This is a genomic window from Thauera sp. ZXT1-4 (genome assembly GCF_052598215.2).
Genome location: NZ_JBQWSN020000011.1, coordinates 112,630 through 131,117 on the forward strand (window position 1 = coordinate 112,630; position 18,488 = coordinate 131,117).

The window sequence follows — 18,488 nt, forward strand, 5'->3', positions numbered from 1 at the left end:
GTGCGGCGACCTCTCATATCAACGCTTCACCGACTTCGGTTTCCGGCTGCGGCCGGTCGTCCTGCCCTTCCGCTTCCGCCTGCGCGGGAGCGGGGCCTGCGGGGTCCGCCTTCAGGCGCACGTCGGTCGCGAAGCCGGATTCGCCCGCGGACAGGCTGATGTGCTCGATGGCGCGGCCCTCCATCATGGCCTCGAGGGCTCGCCGGCTGATCTCCGGCAGGACCGTGTTGGTGAGGACGGCGTCGATCATCCGCCCCCCCGTCTCGCCCGCGTTGCAGCGCTCGATGACGCCCTGCACGGCCGCCTCGTCGTAGGCGAAGCTGGCGCCGTGGGCGCGGGACACGCGCTCGCACACGCGCCCGAGCTGGAGCTCGACGATGGTAGTCAGCATCTCGTCCGTGAGCGGCAGGTAGGGCACCACGATCACCCGCCCGAGCAGCGCCGCGGGGAAGATCTCCAGCAGCGCCGGGCGCACGTCCTCCCACAGGCGCTCGACCGGGACCGGCCTCCGCGCCTGCTCGCAGACCGCTTCGATGACATCACTGCCGGTATTGGAAGTGAGCAGGATGACGGTGTTGCGGAAGTCGATCTCCCGCCCTTCCCCGTCTTCCATGCGCCCCTTGTCGAACACCTGGTAGAAGATCTCGTGCACATCGGTGTGGGCCTTCTCGATCTCGTCGAGCAGCACCACGCTGTAGGGCCGGCGCCGGACCGCCTCGGTCAGCACGCCGCCCTCGCCGTAGCCCACGTAGCCCGGGGGGGCCCCCTTCAGGGTGGAGACGGTGTGGGCCTCCTGGAACTCGCTCATGTTGATGGTGATGAGGTTCTGCTCGCCGCCGTAGAGCTGCTCGGCCAGCGCCAGGGCGGTCTCCGTCTTGCCGACGCCGGACGGCCCGCAGAGGAGGAACACGCCGATGGGCTTGTTCGGGTCCGACAGGCGCGCGCGGGAGGTCTGGATGCGGCTTGCGATGGCCTCCAGCCCATGGTCCTGCCCGATCACCCGGCGCCGCAGGCTGTCGGCCAGCTCGATGACCGCCTGGGCCTCGTCGCGCACCATGCGGCCCACGGGAATGCCGGTCCAGTCCGCCACCACCGCCGCCACCACGTGCTCGTCCACCACCTCGGCCACGAGGGGACGCTCGCCGCGGATCTCCCGGAGCTGCCCCTCCAGCTCCACCAGGGTCCGGCGGCATTCCTCGGCGCTCGCGGGCGGCGCCTCGTCGGGCAGGTCCGCCGCTTCGGCGACGCCCTCCGGCGGGGCCTCGGGCGCCGCCTCCCGGCCGCCCTGCCCGGCCGCCGCGACCAGCTCGCGGCGCACCTGCGCCAGGCGCTCGACGATCGCCTTCTCCTCGATCCAGCGCGCTTCGAGGGCCGCGACCTCCACGCCCAGTGCTCCCAGCTCGCCCTCCAGCGCCTCGATGCGGGCCTGGTGGTCGGCCCCGGCGGCCTGTTCCCGCGCGAGCTGGTCGCGCTCCACGGTCAGGGTCTGCACCCGCCGCTGATGCCGTTCGAGCTCGCCCGGCACTGCGTGCTGGCTGATCGCCGAGCGGGCCGCCGCCGTGTCGAGCAGCGCCACCGCCTTGTCGGGCAGCTGGCGCGCCGGAATGTAGCGATGGGACAGGGACACCGCGGCACGCACCGCTTCGTCGAGGATGCTCACGCCATGGTGGGTCTCGAGGGCGCCGACCATGCCGCGCAGCATCGCGGTGGCCCGCGCCTCGTCGGGCTCGGCCACCTGGACCAGCTGGAAGCGCCGGGTCAGCGCCGGGTCCTTCTCGATGTACTTCTTGTACTCGGACCAGGTGGTGGCGCCGATGGTGCGCAGGGTGCCGCGGGCCAGCGCCGGCTTGAGCAGGTTGGCGGCATCGCCCGTGCCCACAGCCCCGCCGGCGCCCACCAGGGTGTGGATCTCGTCTACGAAGAGGATCACGGGGCGGTCGGCGTGCTGGACTTCGTCGATGATGGAGCGCAGGCGCTGCTCGAACTCGCCCTTCATGCTGGCGCCCGCCTGCAGCAGCCCGATGTCCAGGGTGCGCAGCTCCACGTGGCGCAGCGGCGGCGGCACCTCGCCCCGGGCGATGCGCAGGGCGAAGCCCTCCACCACTGCGGTCTTGCCCACGCCGGCCTCGCCGGTCAGGATGGGGTTGTTCTGGCGGCGGCGCATCAGGATGTCGACGATCTGGCGGATCTCGTCGTCGCGTCCGGTGATCTCGTCGATCTCGCCGCTGCGCGCGCGTGCGGTGAGGTCCACGGTGTACTTGCGCAAGGCCTCGGCCTTGCCCAGCGCCGCGGGGCTGATCGCCCCCGAGCTCTCGCCCGGCACCCCGGCTTCGCCGCCGGAGGCCGCCGCCGCCGAGGCCCCGCCGTCCTCCGGGCTGCCGGCGATGGTCTGGCGCAGCACGGCCTGCAGCGCCGCCACGTCGATGCGTACGAAGGCGGGCGACATCCTGAGCACGGTCTCCCGCAGGCGCCGGTCGTCCAGGAGCGCGAGCAGCAGGTGGGCGCTGCGCACCGCCGGCGCGGCGAAGTTGACCGAGGCGTGCAGCCAGGCCCGCTCCACCGCGAGGTCGATGTCCGGGCTCAGGTCCTCGATGGCGGTGGCGTTGGCGGGCAGGCGCTCCAGCGTCCGCTGGATGTCCGCCACCAGGCTGCCCTCGTCGATCTCGAGCCGCCGCACGATGCGGTGCAGGTCGCTGTCCTCGAGTTGCATGAGCTGGTAGATCCAGTGGGACAGCTCCACCTGGGGATTGCCCCGGAGCTTGGCGAGCACCGTCGCCCCTTCGATGCTTCGGTAGAGGGTGGGGTCGAGCTTGCCGAAAAGGGATGCTCTGCTGATCTTCGTCATGATGAACCTGAAGTGGGAGAGTCTTGTCGGGGGCCGGCAGCCGCGGCCTCGCAATCGAGGACGAGGTCACCGCGGTCGGCGCCTCCCGGGTTGCCGCCCATCCATGAGGTCCAGCCGAGCTGGGTCTGGGCCCCGAGGCGGGCCGGGGGCACCTGGTCGCCCCGCAGCACCAGCCGCAGGTCCCAGGCCAGCTCGAAGCCGGTGTAGTGGCGCACCCAGTCCCGCACGGGCACGTACCAGGCCCCGTCGGGCAGGAAGCGCCGGTAGGCCTGCAGGTCGAGGGGCCCTGCATGCAGGCGGAAGCGGTGCAGGCGGTCGGGCACCGCCGTGCCGCACACCGAGCCGACCCCCAGGCGCGAGGCATCGGTATGGCCGCCCAGGGTACTGCGGTCTTCGGGCGACAGGGCGAGCCAGTTCATGACCCACTCCTCCACCCGAAAGGGCGCGCCGAAGTAGGCGCCCAGGATGGCCGCCATGCCTTCCGGGTTGCGCGTCGCCCGCACGAGGTGTCCGGCGACGTGCCGGCGTGCATGGTCGGGGATCGCATCATGGCCGGAGCTGACCTTTTCCCCGTAGCCGGCGAGGCTGCCCACGTAGTCCGAGAAGCGGTCGTCACCGGGGCGGTCCAGACTGTTGGTGGACTGCACACTCGACCAGGCTCGGTAGAAGAGCATGGACGCGCGATGCTGGAAGATGTCCAGGAAGGCCTGCAGGGCTTCGTCCCGCTCCAGCTCGCGCAGGCTGCGGACGTATTCGGTCAGGTGCAGGGGCAGCGGGCCGTTGGGACCGAACAGGCCGAAGGCCAGCTGGGCGATCCTGGGGCGGCCGGCGCGGTCGCGGGCGAAGCCAGCGAGGGCCGCCGGCGCAAAGCGCAGGGACGGCGGGTGGCTCACCCGCACCGGCTCCTCTTCGGGGCGGATACCGTGGCCCAGGCGCGGCAGGTCGCTTCGGCGCGCCTCGATCCAGCGCAGGGCGAGGAACCAGTCCACGCTCCACGGCCGGTCGCGCAACTGCTGCTCCAGGCGGGCTCCGGGCGCGGCGTGGACCTGTCTGGCCTCAGACATCCGGGCGCCCTCCCCAGCGAGGCGGCCAGGCAGCCAGCCTGCCGCGGCCGACCGTGGCCAGGGCGAACTCGCAGAACATGTTCATGGACACGTGGCGCGACAGGAACTGCTCGAGCAGCGCCCCGAAGAGATAGGGGCTGCACCCGGCGAACTGCCGCTCGTCCACGGTCAGTGTGACCGCGACGCCGCGGCCGAACACCAACGGACCGGCCACGGGCAGGCGCCGGTTCACCGCCTGCGCGTCGGACGCCACGATGGAGTCGGCATGCCGCGCCACGTCCGGATCCGCGAGGGAGGCGTAGAGCCCCAGCAGCTCCCGCAGCACGGCCGCCCCACTGCCCGCGTCCAGGTCGCGCAGGGCGAGGTAGTTGAGGGACAGGTGGCTGATCAGCCGCCAGGTCATCTCCCGCTCAGCTACCTGGGAGCGAGGCCGCGAGGGCCCGCGGATGATGCGGGCGCGGCTCAGGGACAGGTTGGTCTCGATGGCGAGGGGGGCACCGGTGGGCAGCAGCAGGGACAGGTCGCGGTTGGTGAGCAGCATTTCCACCTCAAGCTGCTCGATGCGCTCGGGCCAGGGCGCCTCGCGCGTGTCCACCAGGGAGACGAAGACCTCCGAGCCCAGGTAGCCCGACCGGCCGCCGCTCCGGTGCACTTTGTCCGAGATACGCCGCGGCTCACGGCGGGTGGAGAAGTAGGCGTTGCGCGCCTCACGCTCGTCGCCCACCTGGCGATAGAAGGGGTAGAAGGTGCGCACCCGGTCGTTGGCACGGTCGAATCCCGCCACCGAATGCACGCGATAGACCTCAAAGTCCATGGGGCGGGTGCGGTCCACCACCACATGATGCTCGGAAGCGGAAGGCAGGACGTGCAGCCGATTGCCGACGGAGGGGAACAGGTTGACCACCGGCACGCAGTTGAGGGCGAAGCTCTTGCGGGACACGAAGGGCTTGACCGTGGCGGGGTCCCGGTCGAGGAGCAGCTCGATCTCGAAGGTCTCGCTGCCGAGCCGGCGAAGGGCGTGACCGATCCCGTTCAGGCTGAAGAAATGGAAGCGGGACGGGAAGGCGAAGTACTCGTGCAGCAGGCGGTAGCCCTGGAACACCCGGGCGTCGGTGGGCAGCAGGGCCTGCCCTGCGTCGAACCCCTCCGGCCGGATCGTGTCCCGGGCCGCGACGACCTCCCGGGCACCGCCGGGCAGTCCGACCGCGACGCCGCGGGCATGGCCCAGCACCGCCTCGTAGAGCTGGCTCGCTGCGGGCTCGTCGGCGGCGATGTGGAACACGAGCCGATCGGGCATCACCCGCTCAGCCGAGCCCCGGGGCGAGTAGCGCAGGCGCAGGCGGATCACGCCCCGGACGGGGATCCGGGCCTCCGTGCAGGCGGCCGGCGTGCCACTGCCCGGCAGCTCGGCACGGGCCTCGAGGATCTCGATGGGCCACACCTCCACGTCGTGGGCCGTCACGAAGGTGCACGGCGTGCTGCATTCGCCCGCGACATCCCCCTGCATGCGGGTGCCGCGGGGCAGGCACTCGCCCGGCGCCAGCTCCCCGGCGGGGTCGTGGGACCCGAGCTCGAGGGCAGCGATGGCCATCGACGGCGTGGGCGCCAGGTAATGGGGGTAGACCACTTCCAGCAGGCGCTGGGAGAAGCGCGGAAACTCGGCATCGAGCTTCACATGGACGCGCGCGGCGAGGAAGGCGAAGCCCTCCAGCAGGCGCTCCACGTAGGGGTCGGCGACGGTGTCGCCCTGCATGCCCAGGCGGCCGGCCACCTGGGGGAAGGCGTCGGCGAACTCGCCTCCCATCTCCCGCAGGTAGGCGAGCTCGCGGTTGTAGTAGTCGAGAAAACGGGCGTCCATGGCGTCCCTCAGGCCCCGTGCGCGGCGGCGGGTCCGCGCGCCTTCGGGCGGCCCGCCATCACAGTCCGGCCGGGCATGAGAACTCCCGCAGCTCGCGCAGGGCGAAGGGATTCTTCGCGCTGCCGGCGGTCACCTCGAAGGTTGCCTTGCGCCCCCCCACGTCGAAGGTGGCACGGAAGCTCTGGGGGCTGCTCCCGGGTACGATCCGCGCTTGGTCGAACAGCCGATGGAGCGCCCACGGGCCTTCCAGGACCACCGCGGAGGTCATGCCCTCCAGGGCCGGCTCAAGCACCAGGCGCACCTGCTGGCTGCCGCGGGTCCCCGGCCAGCGCACCGTCTGCCCGACCTGGGGACCGTGCTGGTAGCGGAGCGTCTGGCCGTCGATGTCGAGCACCAGGTTGGTGATGCTCACATCCATCTCGATGGGCTTGATCAGCACCGTCACCGTCGGCGCGCCGGCGCCGCCGCGGAAGAACACGTCCTTGACCGCGCTCGCCTTCTCGAACTCCGCCAGGGCGGCACCCGCCCCGCGCCCCCCCTGGGCGCCCGGTAGGAGCCGCCAGGGGCTGGAGGAGCGATCCACCACGTTCGCCAGCTCGCGCTCAAAGTAGCCGTCGATCGCCCCGCCCGGACCGAACATGCGGGTGAAGTCGTCCGCGGCGACCTCGTTGGTCGCGCCGCGCACGAGCGGATAGCGGCCCTGGATGGAATCGCGGCACATCCGCGTCACGGTGCCGACCATCTCGCGCCCCTTCACCACCCGTGCCTCGCGGGCGACGAGCTCGCCGCCGGCATCGGCGATGGACTCAAGGAGCTGGCGCGTGGGCGGGGGCATGCGGCTGGCCTCGGCCTTGAGGCGGACCGGCAGGTCGCTCGCGGGGGGCGCATAGCCTCCGGCCCGCGCCGCCGCCACCGAGCCGAGCATCAGGTGCAGCTCGGACAGGGTCTGCAGGGTGCTCGCCATGGGGCCGCTGGGAGCCCCTTCGCCGGTGCCGCCCACCGAGCGGCGCAGCGCCTCGAAGCGGTTGTCCACGATCAGCTCCGGACGCTCGGTGGGCGCGAGCCGGCCCGGCATGCGGCTGGGCCCGATGACGCGCGTCACGTCGTCCTGGGTGGCGCGGGCGGTCCGCTTGACCCGGTCGAACAGGGACTGGTCGGACCCGGTGCGCTGGTTCGTGTCTTTGAGCAGCGTGGTCTCCTTCACCACGGCCTGCATGAGCCACGCGAGGGGCGAATCCGCAGAGGAGAGCAGGCGCGCCAGCTCGGCCGCCTCGTTGAGGCTGTTCACGTCCACGAGCGTGACGTCGTCGATGAAGCGCTCCCACTTCGCCACGTAGTCCCACATGTAGAGCCGCTTGACCTCCAGGCCCAGCTTGCCGCCGGCGATCGCCTGGGCGCTGTCGCGCACGGCCGACTCATCGACGCCGAGCACCCACCCGTCGTCACGGCCCACGTAGCGCAGCACGTTGTCCACCTCGGGGGAGAAGAGCTCGTGGTACCCCCGGTAGGTGTACAGGGAGAGCACGCCGTCCGTGAGGGGCAGCCCGCTCTTGCGCCGGAACACCGACGGGGCGGCGGTCCCGATCACCTGGGCCACCGAGAAGTCCGGCAGCTGGTTGTGTTCCATCGCCCGGGCCAGGCGGCGGTAGCTCCGCTCGGCGAGGGTGAACTGCTTCAGCCGGGCGCGGGTCTCAGCCACCAGCACGCTGTCGGGCTCGGAGGCCGGGAACACCGACCCCAGCGCGATAAGGGCCGACACGTGGCGCTCCAGCGCATGGCGCTCCTCGGGCGCAGAGCCCGCAGGCATGTTGTAGTCCCAATCGGCGAGCACGAAGCCCTTGAACGCCTCGGGGTCGAAGCGCTCCGGCTGGTGCATCATGAGGTAGGCCTTGAGGATCTCGTAGGCGAACTCCAGATCCTCCAGGGCCACCGAGCGCAGCAGGCTCTCCAGGCGCAGCTTGAGGGTGGGCGCGAGGCGCGTGCGCAGCAGGTCCTCGTAGATCGGACGCGCCCCGGCCTCCAGCTTGCCGCCCTGGTAGAGCCCGAAGGTCCAGGGGGTGAGCGGATCCGGCGCCCGGAAGCGGACGCTGTCGGGCAGGGTCTCGGCCGCGCTCAGGGGCTCCAGGAGGGCGTAGATGTTGCCGTCCACAGTCGGCGGCAGCTCGATGAGCTTGACCCCCAGCGGGTCGACCTTCGCGTCCACCTCGGCGATGTAGGTGAGGTTGTTGCGATAGCTGGTGGTCCACGCGCCGATGGCGCCGACCAGCAGCAGCACGCTCGCGGCGTAGGCGGCATAGTGCAGCGCGCGGGACCGGCGGTTCACCTTGCGGTTGTGCCCTGCCAGGTGCGCCTCGGCGAACACGACGCGGCTCAGCAGCTCGCGCAGGAAGTAGCTCTTGCCGGTTTCCCTGCCCACCCGCTCGCCCTCGGTGGCCTGGGGCCTGGCGCCAAGGGTGTTCACCACCCGGTCGAGGGGCGTGCCCTCCTGGGTTCCGCTGGTGAAGTAGATCCCGCGCAGCATCGGCGCGGCGGAGAAGCGCGAATCGGCGAACAGGCGCTCGCTGAGCTCCCGCACGCTGTCGCACAGCAGGGCGAACTGCTGGGGGAAGGAATGCAGGGCCTCGCGGCGGACGAGCTCGGACTCGCGCTGCAGGGCGTCCACCAGCCCGGCGTCGACGCGCCTCATGAGCAGCCCCAGCTCCTCGCTCACGGCCTTGCCGTCGTGGGCCATGGTGCGCCCTTCCACGTAAGGGAAGGTCGCGCCCCAGACCTGCTCGCGGCCGGCCCGGTCCAGCGGCGCGAAGTACTCGTCGAAGCCGCGCAGCAGGTCGCACTTGCTCACCAGCAGATAGACCGGGAAGGCGATGCCCAGGTCGTTGCGCAGTTCGTCCAGGCGTTCGCGCAGGATCTCGGCGTGGGCGCGCCGCCCGTCCGACCCCGCATCGAGCAGCTCGGTGACCGATACCGCCACCAGCACGCCGTTGATGGGCTGGCTCGCGCGGGTCTTGCGCAGGAGCCCCATGAAGCCGCGCCATTCGGCCTTGTCGGCCGCGCCGTCGCTCTCGTGGGTGGTATAGCGCCCCGCGGTGTCGATGAGGACCGCCTCGTCGGTGAACCACCAGTCGCAGTTGCGCGTGCCACCGACCCCCTTGATCGCCACCCGCCCGTGGGACTTGGCCAGGGGAAAGCCCAGCCCGGAGTTGAGCAGCGCGGTGGTCTTGCCCGCCCCCGGTGCGCCGATGATGATGTACCAGGGCAGTTCGTAGAGATAGCGTCCGCGCGCCAGCAGCCGGCCCATGAAGGACGAGGCCTTTCCGGCGAAGCGGGTGCGCCGCAGGATCGCCAGCGCCTCGTCGAAGCGTTGCCGCAACAGGACGATCTCGCCGCTTTCCTCGGTGCGCCGGGTGGCGAGCACCTCGCGCAGGCGCTCCGTCACTCCGGCGTTCGTGGCGCTGCGGCGCCAGCGGCGCAGGAGGATGCGCAGGAGCACGAGGGCCACCAGGGCGACGATGGTCCAGAAGCGGGCCCACGTGCCGACCAGGGGTTGCCAGTCGCCGATGGCGATGAGCGGGCCGATGAACCAGATCAGCAGGGCCGCCGCCACCAGACCGACGAAGGTCCAGAAGGCGCGCGACAGCAGGATGCTGAAGAGACGGTAAAGGGCCGAGCCGATCATCGTACGCCTCCCGGGGCGCTCGCCGGCGGCATGCCGGCGCGGTTGATCTGACGCTGGATCTCGCTCGTCCGCAGCATCACCACGATCTCCACCCGGCGGTTGCGCGCGCGGCCGTCCGCGCTGCCGTTGTCGGCCCGCGGGTTGGCCTCGCCCCGGCCTTCGGAGCGGATGCGCCCCTTCCTCGCGATCTGCCCCTCCAGCAGGTCGGACACCGAGTTGGCGCGGGCCTGGGAAAGGTGCCAGTTGGACGGGAAGTGCACGCTGCGCATGGGAATGCTGTCGGTGTAGCCGGTCACCAGCACCTCACCATCGACCTCGTCCAGGGCGTCGGCGATGCGGCCCAGCACGGCCAGGTAGGCGGAGCGGGGCTCGGCGCTGCCGGAATCGAACAGGCCGTCGCCCAGAAGGGTGACGACGCTGCGGTCGGGCAGGTCCATCACCTCCAGGAGGCCCGCGCGGATCTCCGCTTCGAGAAAGCGGTGCAGGCGGGGCGGGGCCGGCGGCGGAGGCGTGGCGAGCACCAGGGGCGGCACCTCGAGGCCCGCCAGCCGCGCGTAGACCGCATCGGAACGCGGCCCGAGGGAGAAAGTGAACCAGGCGTAGACGAGGAAGGCGATGGCGGCGCAGATGGTCGCCACCACCCAGGGCGGAACGGTGCGCCAGGCCTCGCGCACGGAGGCCACGCCGGCCCAGTGGGGCGAGAGCCTCCCCTCGTGCCCGCCGGCGTTCTGCTCCAGCAGCGCCGCGATGCGCCGCTTGAGGATCTCCAGCTGGGAATGCCCGTCGCCCTGGACCCGGAACTTGCCCTCGAAGCCGAGCGCCATGCACAGGTAGAGCAGCTCGATCAGCTTGTGGTGGCGCTCCGGGTGCTGGGCCAGGCGGGCGAGCAGCTGGAAGAATTTCTCGCCGCCCCAGGTCTCGTTGTGGAAGGCCACCAGCAGGCTGTGCCGGGCCCACACGCCGCGGCTGCCCCAAGGGGTGAGCGCGGCGGTCTCGTCCAGCGCGGTGCACAGGCAGTAGCGGGCGGCGATAACCTCGTCCCGGGACACGTTGGCCGCCAGCGCCTGCTGCTCGAAGAAGCGCACCTCGTCGGCCAGCACGCGGTGCAGGCCGGCGGGATCCTCCTGGGCCGTCATGGTGCGCAGCACCGGCAGCAGGTTGAGCACGCGCAAGGCGGCGCGCACGAGGGGATTGTCGCTGCAGGAGGGCGCGGCCTGCAGGCGCTCGGGCCGTTCGTCGCGCAAGCCATCCCCCCGGCCCGGCCCGAGCCGCGCCGACCCGCCCTCGGCGAGGGCGTCGAAGTTGTCCATCCCCTCCACGCGCTCCACGCCCTGGGGGCCGGGGGCGCTCTCGGGGCGTTCCCGGTTCGAAGCGTCCGTCATCGCCTGATCGCCCAGCATTCGAGATCGAGATCCGGGAACTCGCCGGCGATGTGCACGGCGATGCCCGCGCTGCGCTCGAGCTCGCGCCACAGCTCATGGTGGGAGTCGAGCTCGAAGTACTGGTAGCCGGCGTGGTAGGGCAGTTCCCGAGGCGCGATGGGCAGCGGCTTGAGGCGTACGCCGGGCAGGTGGAGGTTGACTAGGTCGCGGATCTTCTCCACCGGCCCCACCTTGACCTGCGCGGGAAACTGCGCCTGAAGCTGGTCCGGCGGCAGGCCCGCGTGGGCGGCGAAGACGAAGGAGGCGCTGCGCAGCAGCTGCCGGTCCGGCACCACCGCCATGCGGATTCCGTACTTGCGCTCCTCCAGCGGCACCCGGATCGCCGTCTGCTCCATCACCAGGGACAGGGCCCGCCGCAGGTCCGCCATGACGGGCGCGAAGCTCTCCTTGAGGGCGTCGTGGCGGTAGCAGGGATAGACGCTCGCGCGACGCTGGCTCGAGAAGGTCGCCAGCTCGCCCACCAGCCGCAGCAGTTTGCTGTAGAGCCGCTCGGGGTGCACGGCGTCGCGGCTGTCCAGGTGCATCATGGGCGGAAGCCAGTGGTTCACGAGCTTGAGCAGCAGGAAGTCCGCCACCTCCGACACACCGCCGCGCCCGCCGGCCGTGAGCCGGCTGGCCAGGGCGTCGGCACGCTGGCTGAGCAGACCGGCGACCTCCCGGACGAACCCGTCGAGCACCGGATGCCCCTTGCAGGCGAGCATGGGCGGGATGTAGTCCCGGTCCAGCAGCACCGCGTTGCTGGCCAGCAACTCGGCCACCCGGACCACGCCCAGCCCGATCCATCCGGTGGGCACCTCGGCCGCCGGGAACAGCCGGAAGCGCATGCGCCCGGTCTGGATCTCGGCGCCCCCGGCCCCCGGCCGGTTCGCATCCCGCGCCTCGTCCACGACCGCCAGCCAGCGCGCCGCGCTGACCGCGTCCTCCTCGAACAGCACGCTGTCCCCGCCACTGTCTGCGGGGGGCACGGCCAAGCACACCACTGTGTCGCGCGCCGTCGCGGGCAGATCCAGGCTCAACAGCCCGGAGGCGTCCCGCGGCAGGTGGAACGGGGTGCCGTCGGGCATCACCCCCGAGGCGGCGCGGATCGCCACCCGCCCCAGGGACAGGGCATCCTCGTCCACCTCCAGGGCGGAGAACCCCCAGCCGAGCTCGAGCACTGCCACCGTCCGGCGCCGCACCAGCGCCTCGAGATAGCGCTCCTGCTGCTGGAAATGCTGCGGCCGGAGGAACATCCCCTCAGACCAGACCACCTTGTGCTCGCCGCTCACCGATCGCTCCCGAGATTGCCTTGCCCTGCCGGCCCAACCATGGGCTTCCGTGTCACTCTTCACTCTCCTCGATCACGACCGCGCGCTCGCCGATCATCAGGCTGTACTTGCGGACCGGCGAGCTGTCCCGAGCCCACAGGCGGCCGGCCCGATGGGGCGCAGGAACTGCCGCGATCGCGCGCCACACGCTCTCCCCCACGTCGCGGTAGCCGGCCGCGACGCCGATGAAGCGGACGTCCAGCGCCGCGCGGCGGCGGATCACCCGCACCTCGCCCGGCATGAGCATGAACTCCTCCACGTCCACCACCTCACCGTTGCCAGGCAACCCCCCGCTACCGAGCAAGGCGAAATAGTCAGCCGAAGTGAAGAACCCGCGCTGGTTGAGTCCGTAGATGCGCACCAGCACCGGCGAGGGCCTCCCCTGCTCCGTGGGGTTGAGCCGTTCCGAGGCAGCTATGAAAAGCTCCAGGGGCACCGGCAGCTCCCGCCGCGTGATGGTCGAACAGCCAGCGGCCAGCGCGAAAGCGGCTGCACCGCAGTAAAGAAAAACCCGGCGTCCCGCCCCCTTGTCGCTGGGGCAAGCACACGTCGCGGGGTGTATACCGGCCATCCCTGTCGATTTCCTATAGGCGAACAAGACGAGAGTATATTCCATAGACAACTTAAAAGTGCATTGACATATCCTATCGTCATGCACAACAATCGCGACATTGAAACACCATTGATGACTATGGCCTATCGGGGCCGACACTTGCATTCCGCCCCCCTCGCCGACGCAGACCCCATGACCTCGAAGCTTCTCGACCGACTCAGTGCTGCAGGAAATATGCCGAACGGAAGCCCGTGCGGTCCGGACTTAGAGTATTCGTCCGCCTTTCTGGAGTTCATGACCCAGGCCCGGGGACGCGCCGAGCAGCAACTCGGCGACAGCATCCTCCCGGCCCAGGAGCCCGACTGGAACCAGGTGCTCGACCGCGGCGCGCAACTGTTGCACGAGACCCGGGACCTGCGGGTGCTGGTGACCGTGACACTCGCAGCCACCGAGCTCGACGGACTTTCCGGTCTCACCATCGGACTGCGTCTGGTCCGCGGGTGGCTGGAGGAGCACTGGGAGGCGCTACATCCTTTGCTCGTGTACGACGGAGAGCGCGACCCGCTGCCGCGCATGAACGCGCTGGCCTCCCTCGCCGACCCGAAAGGCATGATGCGGGCGGTCCGCGCCGCCCCACTCCTGGAATCCCAGGCCGGCACCGTGACCGTGGGGGAGGCCGACCTCGTCCTGCGCGGCCGACCCGTGCCGGCCAGCGCCACCGTCTCCACCGCCGATCACCTGTCCCGGCTGGTCAGCGCTGAGCGCGAGCGCAATGCCGTGCGCATCGCCCTGCTAGCCGAGGCGCGCAAGTCCCTGGCCACCATCGAGGCCACCTGGCGCGGGCGCGTGGAAGCCGACTACTGGCCCGAGCTGGCCCCCCTTGCGGAGGTCCTCGCCCGCGTCGAGGCGGCCGTGGCCCCGCCCGGAGAGGCCGACGGCGTCCCGCAGGCGGACGCGGCGGAGCCGCCCGCCGCCGCAGGCACGCCCGCGCCTGCAGCGCGGCCGCCTGCCGCTGCGCTGCCTCCGCGGGTGGACAGCCGCGCCGACGCCTTCCGCGCCCTCGCCATCGCCCGAGCCTATTTCGAAGCGCACGAACCGTCGCACCCGGCGCCGCTGCTCATCCGCCGCATCGAGCGCCTGAGCGACCTCGACTTCGCCCAGATCCTCGCCGAGCTGGTGCCCGAAGGGCTCGCCCAGTTGGAACATCTGGCCGGCTCCCGGGCCTAGCGCCCCTTTCCGACACCGAACGATTCCAAGGAGCAAACACGTGGCAATCAGAAACGACATACCGAAGGGCAAGAGCGGGCAGAAGTTCATCGCCCGCAACCGCGCCCCCCGCGTACAGATCGAATACGACGTCGAGCTCTACGGCTCAGAGAAGAAGGTCCAGCTTCCCTTTGTCATGGGCGTGATGGCCGACCTTTCCGGCAATCCGGCCGAAGCGCTTCCAACCGTCGCCGACCGCAAGTTCCTCGAGATCGACATCGACAACTTCGACGAGCGCATGAAGGCCGTGAGGCCTCGGGTCGCCTTTCCCGTGACAAACACCCTCACAGGTAAAGGTGAGCTGGCGGTCGACATCACCTTCGAGAACATGGACGACTTCAGCCCCGCCGCGGTCGCCCGCAAGGTGGAGCCCCTGCGCCGCCTGCTCGAGGCGCGCACTCAGCTCAACAACCTCCTCAGCTACATGGACGGCAAGACCGGCGCCGAGAACCTGCTTGCCGAACTGCTGCGCGACCCGGCCACCCTAAAGGCGCTGGCCACCCTGCCAAAGGCTGCACAAGAGCTGCCATCCGCAGAACCGAAACCGGAGGCCGCCTCGCAATGACGCAAGCAAGACTGCAAGAAGCCGGCGCCCATCAGGTCACGGAGCAGTCCGATCTCGCCAACCTTCTCGAGAAGGAATTCAAGCCGAAGACCGACGAGCAGCGAACCGCCGTCGAGGCTGCCGTGCGTACGCTCGCCGAGCAGGCCCTCGACTCGGCCGTCCAGCTATCCGGCGACGCCTACCGCTCAATACAGGCCATCATCGCCGAAATCGACCGCAAGCTCTCCGAGCAGGTAGACGAGATCATCCACAAGCCGGATTTCCAGCGTCTCGAATCCACCTGGCGCGGCTTGCACTATCTCGTCAACAGCACCGAAACAGACGAGATGCTCAAGATCCGGGTGATGAACATCTCCAAGAAGGACCTCCACCGCAATCTGCGCCGCCACAAGGGCATCGGCTGGGACCAGGGCCCCATCTTCCGCCGGATCTACGAGGAGGAGTACGGTCAGTTGGGCGGCGCCCCCTACGGCTGCCTGGTGGGTGACTACTATTTCGACCACTCCGCGCCGGATGTGGAGCTGCTTGGCGAGATGAGCAAGATCGCGGCCGCTGCGCACTGCCCCGTCATCGCCGGCGCCGACCCCGGCGTCATGCAAATGAACTCGTGGCAGGAACTGGCCAACCCCCGCGACCTCACCAAGATCTTCGAAAACACCGAGTACGCCCCCTGGCGCAGCCTGCGCGACTCCGACGATTCGCGCTACATCGGTCTGGCCATGCCACGCTTCCTGGGCCGCCTGCCCTACGGCGCCCGCACCAACCCGGTGGACGAGTTCGACTTCGAGGAGTCCACCGAGGGGGACGACCACTCCCGCTACCTTTGGGTGAACGCTGCCTTCGCCATGGCGGTGAACATCAACCGCAGCTTCAAGTACTACGGCTGGGCCACTTCCATCCGGGGCGTCGAATCCGGGGGGCTAGTCGAGGGTCTGCCCTGCCACACATTCCCCAGCGACGACGGCGGCGTGGACATGAAGTGTCCCACCGAGATCGCAATCTCCGACCGTCGCGAGGCCGAACTCGCCAAGAACGGCTTCATGCCCCTGATTCACCGCAAGAACACCGACATGGCCGCATTCATCGGAGCCCAAAGCCTGCAGAAACCGGCCGAATATTACGATCCCGACGCTACGGCAAATGCCCACCTTTCGGCGCGCCTGCCCTATCTCTTCGCCTGCTGCCGCTTCGCGCACTATCTGAAGTGCATCGTGCGCGACAAGATCGGAAGCTTCAAGGAGCGCGACGACGTCCAGCGCTGGCTCAACGACTGGATCATGAACTACGTGGATGGCGACCCGGCGAACTCCAGCCAGGACACCAAGGCACGCAAACCCCTCGCCGCTGCCGAGGTAATGGTGGAGGAGGTCGCGGAAAACCCCGGCTACTACACCGCCAAGTTCTTCCTCAGGCCGCACTACCAGTTGGAGGGCCTCACGATGAGCCTGCGACTCGTGTCGCGGCTGCCATCCCTGAAGCCGGAAGGTACGACCTGACCCCACCGGGCACAGGCAGCTGCGCTGCGCCCACCTCCCCACTTGCAACCCGAGAGGAAACACGACTATGGCTTCTTTGCAGGATTTCTTCATCAAGATCGCCGGCATCGACGGCGAATCCAAGGATTCTAAACATACTGGCTGGATCGACGTGCTGTCCTTCGGCTACGGCGTATCCCAGTCCTCGTCCATGTTCACCGGCGGCGGCGGTGGCGTGGGCAAGGCCAGCTTCGACACCCTGAACTTCGTCCACTACGTGGACAAGGCCACCCCCAATCTGATGCAGTACTGCGCCTCCGGCAAGCACGTGGGGACAGTGGAAGTTTCCTGCTGCAAGGTCGGTGACGGCTCGCAGGAATACATGCGCGTCACCATGACCGACTGCATCATCACCCACGCCGGCCCGTCCGGCTCCACCTCCGACGCCCGGGTCACGGAGTCGGTTGGCATCTCGTACTCGAAGATCAAGGTTGAGGTGAAGGAGCAGAACGCAGACGGCTCCATGGGCGCCGCAGTCACCGGCACCTGGGACGTCAAGAAGAACATGGTCTAAGTCGCCGCAGGGCGCGGGCAGGCGGTCGCCTGCCCCCATCCCGCCTTCGAGGAACTCGACATGTCACTTGACTCTAATGTCATCAAGATTGTGCGCCGGACCGAGAGCGTCGTCTCGACGGTCTCCGAGTTCACCGCCGGCGACAACACGCTCACGGGCTACATCCTCGAGGAAAGGGGCCCGTCCACCCGGATCCCGAACCAGGAGCGGCGGATCCCCCCCGGCACCTACACGCTGCGCTGGCACACCAGCCCGCGCTTCCGCGCCACCCTTCCCCACCTGTACAACGAGCAGGTCCCCAGAGAACGCTACATCCTGATCCACGCCGGAAACACGGCCGCCGACACCGAGGGCTGCCTGCTGCCCGGCAAGACCTTCACCAAGGACAGCGTCGGCTCGAGCCGGGCCATGCTGGCCGAACTCATCGAGTTTTTCAGGTCCAGGGGAATCGAGAACGTTTCGCTGGTCATCGAGGAGGACTTCCGATAGTGCGCAAAGCCTGGCAAACCGCGGCGGCGCTGTTCGCCGCCCTGGCCCTCTCGCTGCCCTTCGCCGGCTGCGCCGCAGAGCAGTCCGTGGTGCTGCCGCCGGGCTACTCACTGGAACGGGACGCCACCCCCCGGTACGAGTCCCTCACGGCCTTCAAGGGCCGGGTGAGCTTGGCCGGCGAACTGGTGGCGTTCGCCACCACCTCCACCATCGACGGCGATACCGAGCGGCACCTCCACCTGGTGCTCATCCCCGCCCCCGACCAGATCGGCCGTCTGCCGAAGGTGCTCGTCTCGGACGAAACCCCCGCCATGACCATAGCCATCGAACTCGACTACCTCGACGATACTCAGGCCGAGGCCATCACCACCGTCTTCGGCCCGGCCGCCCTGAACAACATCCAGGACCGGGACATCGCTTACCGGGCCACTGGCGTCGTCACGCTCGAAGCCTACAGCACTGGTCTCGAATGCAACACGCGCTTCCACTACGCGCGCTTCGTTGACCTCGCCCCCCCCCGGGCGGCACGCCCGGCATCGAGACTGGCACCCCAGCGGACTTTGCGCCGCCCGGAACGTCAGGGTGCGGACACTGAGCCGTGCCCTTGCCAGGCCCAGTTCCCCTCCGCGAACGCGCGCACCTGCGCCTGCGCCCTTCCCCCGTAACGGGGCCCCCGACGCCCCTAGCACCCCACCAGGAGCCCTCTGATGCACTACCTTTACAAGTTCACCACCGTCGCTCTAGCCGGCTTTGCCTGCCTGCTCGTTTCCGCCTGCGCAACGGTGCCGGACGCCCCGACCGACCCGGCCGCGCCCCAGGCCCCGACTCCCGACCTAACGGTCGTCATACGCGCCCAGATGATCTCGGCCCTGCGCACGAGCCCCTTCCTGAGCGTCAGCGAAAAGGAGGACGCCACCATCCTCGTCCAAATTCGCTCGGCCGATGCCTTCGCTCGGGCACGTGCCACCCCGAGTGACGATCTCAAGGCTGCTCTCCATCACGTGACCCGAGTAATGCGGAACCACGAGGGTTACATCGTGCGCGCCGTCGGCCACACCGACACCAGCGGCAGCGCGGCTCGGAACGTCGAGTTATCGACCGCGCGCGCAAAAGCGGCTTCCCGCCAGATGATCCAGGCCGGGCTCGATCCGTCGCGCGTCCAGTATGAAGGGCGCGGTCAGACCGAACCCATCGCCTCCAACGACACCCGCGAGGGGCGTGCAGTGAATCGCCGCGTGGACATCCTCATCCTCCCCGCGCAGTGACCTCGTGTCCCTGCCCGCGCGTCCCAGCAATGCTCTGATGACAGTTACGACTCGATCATGAACCGCCTTCTCATAGCCCACACCCCCCTGGGCGACGCCCTGTGGGCGG

General features: G+C 69.6%; 14 protein-coding genes. 7 read left to right on the plus strand and 7 right to left on the minus strand.

Annotation, left to right across the window (positions count from 1 at the left end; translation table 11 throughout):
- Window positions 1–13 precede the first annotated feature (13 nt).
- The 7 genes from tssH to tssJ form a co-directional block, all read right to left on the minus strand.
- Window positions 14–2,845 carry a type VI secretion system ATPase TssH gene (gene tssH / locus ACUH78_RS10810; protein WP_445333392.1) on the minus strand — a complete coding sequence of 944 codons (2,832 nt, stop codon included), beginning with the start codon at window positions 2,843–2,845 and terminating at the stop codon, window positions 14–16.
- On the minus strand, window positions 2,842–3,909 hold the full coding sequence (tssG, locus tag ACUH78_RS10815; RefSeq protein ID WP_435750867.1) for a type VI secretion system baseplate subunit TssG: 1,068 nt from the start codon (window positions 3,907–3,909) through the stop codon (window positions 2,842–2,844). Before tssG ends, tssH begins: the two co-directional genes overlap by 4 nt.
- Window positions 3,902–5,767: a type VI secretion system baseplate subunit TssF gene (tssF, locus tag ACUH78_RS10820; RefSeq protein ID WP_445333391.1), complete on the minus strand. Its 1,866-nt coding sequence runs from the start codon at window positions 5,765–5,767 to the stop codon at window positions 3,902–3,904. The genes tssG and tssF overlap by 8 nt, the downstream gene beginning before the upstream one ends.
- Before the next feature lie 58 nt (window positions 5,768–5,825).
- Window positions 5,826–9,443 (minus strand): type VI secretion system membrane subunit TssM, encoded by a 3,618-nt coding sequence (gene tssM / locus ACUH78_RS10825; protein WP_445333390.1) that lies wholly within the window; start codon window positions 9,441–9,443, stop codon window positions 5,826–5,828.
- Entirely contained in the window at window positions 9,440–10,825 is a 1,386-nt protein-coding gene (locus ACUH78_RS10830) for a DotU family type VI secretion system protein (RefSeq protein WP_445333389.1), read from the minus strand. The genes tssM and ACUH78_RS10830 overlap by 4 nt, the downstream gene beginning before the upstream one ends.
- Window positions 10,822–12,135: a type VI secretion system baseplate subunit TssK gene (gene tssK / locus ACUH78_RS10835; RefSeq protein ID WP_445333388.1), complete on the minus strand. Its 1,314-nt coding sequence runs from the start codon at window positions 12,133–12,135 to the stop codon at window positions 10,822–10,824. Before tssK ends, ACUH78_RS10830 begins: the two co-directional genes overlap by 4 nt.
- Window positions 12,136–12,205: 70 nt before the next feature.
- Window positions 12,206–12,910 (minus strand): type VI secretion system lipoprotein TssJ, encoded by a 705-nt coding sequence (tssJ, locus tag ACUH78_RS10840; protein ID WP_510497562.1) that lies wholly within the window; start codon window positions 12,908–12,910, stop codon window positions 12,206–12,208.
- On the opposite strand from tssJ, the gene tssA reads away from it, so the two are divergent.
- The 7 genes from tssA (at window position 12,827) to ACUH78_RS10875 (ending at window position 18,379) form a co-directional block, all read left to right on the plus strand.
- Complete coding sequence (gene tssA / locus ACUH78_RS10845; RefSeq protein ID WP_445333386.1) at window positions 12,827–13,972, plus strand: type VI secretion system protein TssA; 1,146 nt, start codon at window positions 12,827–12,829, stop codon at window positions 13,970–13,972. The two genes, tssJ and tssA, sit on opposite strands and share 84 nt — an antisense overlap.
- A 40-nt stretch (window positions 13,973–14,012) precedes the next feature.
- Window positions 14,013–14,576: a type VI secretion system contractile sheath small subunit gene (gene tssB, locus ACUH78_RS10850; RefSeq protein ID WP_435750860.1), complete on the plus strand. Its 564-nt coding sequence runs from the start codon at window positions 14,013–14,015 to the stop codon at window positions 14,574–14,576.
- The gene (gene tssC, locus ACUH78_RS10855) at window positions 14,573–16,072 is read left to right on the plus strand and encodes a type VI secretion system contractile sheath large subunit (RefSeq protein ID WP_445333385.1); all 1,500 of its coding nucleotides are present in this window, start codon (window positions 14,573–14,575) and stop codon (window positions 16,070–16,072) included. Before tssB ends, tssC begins: the two co-directional genes overlap by 4 nt.
- Before the next feature lie 67 nt (window positions 16,073–16,139).
- On the plus strand, window positions 16,140–16,625 hold the full coding sequence (locus tag ACUH78_RS10860; protein ID WP_435750858.1) for an Hcp family type VI secretion system effector: 486 nt from the start codon (window positions 16,140–16,142) through the stop codon (window positions 16,623–16,625).
- Window positions 16,626–16,685: 60 nt separating this feature from the next.
- The gene (locus ACUH78_RS10865) at window positions 16,686–17,114 is read left to right on the plus strand and encodes a DUF5675 family protein (RefSeq protein ID WP_435750857.1); all 429 of its coding nucleotides are present in this window, start codon (window positions 16,686–16,688) and stop codon (window positions 17,112–17,114) included.
- Window positions 17,114–17,779, plus strand: coding sequence for a hypothetical protein (locus ACUH78_RS10870; RefSeq protein ID WP_445333384.1), 666 nt, complete (start codon window positions 17,114–17,116; stop codon window positions 17,777–17,779). Before ACUH78_RS10865 ends, ACUH78_RS10870 begins: the two co-directional genes overlap by 1 nt.
- 42 nt (window positions 17,780–17,821) lie before the next feature.
- The gene (locus ACUH78_RS10875; RefSeq protein WP_435750855.1) at window positions 17,822–18,379 is read left to right on the plus strand and encodes an OmpA family protein; all 558 of its coding nucleotides are present in this window, start codon (window positions 17,822–17,824) and stop codon (window positions 18,377–18,379) included.
- The last annotated feature ends 109 nt before the right edge of the window (window positions 18,380–18,488 follow it).

What these genes read in the sequence shown, in the direction of transcription:
- tssH (WP_445333392.1), bottom strand. Translation starts at nt 2,845, where the DNA reads ATGACGAAGATCAGCAGAGCATCCCTTTTCGGCAAGCTCGACCCCACC.
- tssG (WP_435750867.1), bottom strand. Translation starts at nt 3,909, where the DNA reads ATGTCTGAGGCCAGACAGGTCCACGCCGCGCCCGGAGCCCGCCTGGAG.
- tssF (WP_445333391.1), bottom strand. Translation starts at nt 5,767, where the DNA reads ATGGACGCCCGTTTTCTCGACTACTACAACCGCGAGCTCGCCTACCTG.
- tssM (WP_445333390.1), bottom strand. Translation starts at nt 9,443, where the DNA reads ATGATCGGCTCGGCCCTTTACCGTCTCTTCAGCATCCTGCTGTCGCGC.
- ACUH78_RS10830 (WP_445333389.1), bottom strand. Translation starts at nt 10,825, where the DNA reads ATGACGGACGCTTCGAACCGGGAACGCCCCGAGAGCGCCCCCGGCCCC.
- tssJ (WP_510497562.1), bottom strand. Translation starts at nt 12,910, where the DNA reads ATGCAAGTGTCGGCCCCGATAGGCCATAGTCATCAATGGTGTTTCAAT.
- tssC (WP_445333385.1), top strand. Translation starts at nt 14,573, where the DNA reads ATGACGCAAGCAAGACTGCAAGAAGCCGGCGCCCATCAGGTCACGGAG.
- ACUH78_RS10860 (WP_435750858.1), top strand. Translation starts at nt 16,140, where the DNA reads ATGGCTTCTTTGCAGGATTTCTTCATCAAGATCGCCGGCATCGACGGC.
- ACUH78_RS10865 (WP_435750857.1), top strand. Translation starts at nt 16,686, where the DNA reads ATGTCACTTGACTCTAATGTCATCAAGATTGTGCGCCGGACCGAGAGC.
- ACUH78_RS10875 (WP_435750855.1), top strand. Translation starts at nt 17,822, where the DNA reads ATGCACTACCTTTACAAGTTCACCACCGTCGCTCTAGCCGGCTTTGCC.